This is a genomic window from Pollutimonas rozaliensis (assembly GCF_048751585.1).
GTDB lineage: Bacteria > Pseudomonadota > Gammaproteobacteria > Burkholderiales > Burkholderiaceae_B.
The window spans coordinates 1-240 of sequence record NZ_JAZHOB010000342.1 but is presented as its reverse complement, the minus strand read 5'-3'; the positions used below and the strand labels follow the sequence as shown (position 1 = coordinate 240).

Here is a 240-nt window from a genome sequence, read left to right as displayed (position 1 = left end):
CCATCAGATTGTCATTCGTCGGCGCGCAGGTGGATTGCAGGATAAAGACATCCTTGCCACGCACGTTCTCATTGATCTCGACCGCGATTTCGCCGTCGCTAAATTGACCCACCGTGGCATTACCCATGCGGCTGTCCAAGCTCTCGGCAATCTTTTGAGCGAGTTCGGGATTGGCATTTCCGGTGAAGACCATCAATTTTGACACGCGCAGCCACCTTTGCAGTGTTGGGGATCAGGGGA

General features: G+C 54.2%; 1 protein-coding gene. It reads right to left on the bottom strand.

The features are described from left to right. Positions 1 to 193 (bottom strand): ribose-phosphate pyrophosphokinase-like domain-containing protein (locus V0R37_RS23165; protein WP_489685834.1); only part of this gene is annotated, 193 nt, incomplete at its 3' end. Positions 194 to 240: the final 47 nt, after the last annotated feature.